Origin of the sequence: Actinomyces sp. ICM58 (genome assembly GCF_000283035.1) — a bacterium.
In the GTDB taxonomy this organism is placed as follows: Bacteria; Actinomycetota; Actinomycetes; order Actinomycetales; family Actinomycetaceae; genus Pauljensenia.
In genome coordinates, this window is record NZ_ALIY01000107.1 from 1 (window position 1) to 1016 (window position 1016).

Sequence of the window (1016 nt, forward strand, 5' to 3'; positions counted from 1 at the left end):
AGCGCGTCCGCGCCGTCCAGGCCCAGCACGACATCCGCCTCGGCCTTCGCCACCGCGTTCACGCCGTCGACGGGGACGACGGCGACCGTGAAGCCCGTGGCCTTCGTGAACTCCTGCGCCGTCTCGGTAGGCAACTGGGCGCCGCCCACGAGCGCCACCGTCACCGTGCCGGACCCGCTGCGCGGGGTTGGGGCGTCAATCGTTCCGTGCCCCCCGCCGGAGGCCGCCGAGGCGCGCGCGCTCTGGCCGGGCACGATCGGGGCCGCGAAAGGATCCTGCGGGGCGCTCGGCGACACCGACGGCGAGCAGGCCGCGACGGTCGTGGAGGCAGCCACGAGGGCCGAGAGCGCGAAAAGTAGGCGGGCGCGAGCCATGAGGAATCCTTCGGACGGGGACACTACCTCTCAAGCATAGGGCAGTGGACCCGTGGGCCTCGCACAAGAGGGCCGTGTGGGGCATCATGGAAGCACGCGCGCACGCGCGGGGACAATCAGACTGACGCCAGGAGACATCCATGGATTCCGCCATCATCGAAAAGGTCGCCACGACCGCCGTCATCGCCGGAGCAGCCTTCTTGGCCTCCAAGATCTTTGAAACCGGCTGGAAGATCACCACCAAGCGCCCCGTTCCCGCCGAAGACGCCGACGACGTCACCCTGACCTCGCTGGTCATCTTCGCGGCCACCTCCGCCGCCCTCGCCGCCGTCGCCCAGCGCTACGCCTACAAGGGCTCCCAGAAGTACCTGGCTCCCAAGCTCGCCGCGCGCTTCGGCGCACCCCAGCTGGAGGCCTGAGACCCCGGCCCCCTCCCCTGCCCTCACACGAGCGGCAGGAGGGGCCCCAGGTCCGTGCGCTCACCCGAGGCGCTCACCAGCGAGCCCGCCACGGCCTCGTCCCACGTGAGAAGCCCGCACGCCAGCGACAGCCACGTGCGCGCGTCCGTCTCCACGACGGCGGGCGGCGTCCCACGACGATGCGTCGTCCCGGGCAGGATCTGCACCGCGCCCGCGGGCGGCA

At 71.8% G+C, this 1016-nt stretch carries 2 protein-coding genes and 1 pseudogene; 1 reads left to right on the top strand and 2 read right to left on the bottom strand.

What is annotated here, in order from left to right; genetic code table 11:
* Positions 1 to 374 (bottom strand): annotated as a pseudogene (locus HMPREF1138_RS05170) (hypothetical protein); the annotation flags it as partial.
* Between the two features lie 140 nt (positions 375 to 514).
* Here HMPREF1138_RS05170 and HMPREF1138_RS05175 point away from each other — a divergent pair.
* Positions 515 to 793 carry a DUF4235 domain-containing protein gene (locus HMPREF1138_RS05175; protein ID WP_009057391.1) on the top strand — a complete coding sequence of 93 codons (279 nt, stop codon included), beginning with the start codon at positions 515 to 517 and terminating at the stop codon, positions 791 to 793.
* Positions 794 to 816: 23 nt separating this feature from the next.
* Here the strand turns inward: HMPREF1138_RS05175 and HMPREF1138_RS05180 are convergent.
* Positions 817 to 1016: sterol carrier family protein (locus HMPREF1138_RS05180; RefSeq protein WP_009057389.1), on the bottom strand; the 200-nt coding region annotated here is incomplete at its 5' end.

Bases quoted from the DNA above. Each gene is read 5' to 3' on its own strand.
- HMPREF1138_RS05175 (WP_009057391.1), top strand. From the start codon at position 515: ATGGATTCCGCCATCATCGAAAAGGTCGCCACGACCGCCGTCATCGCC.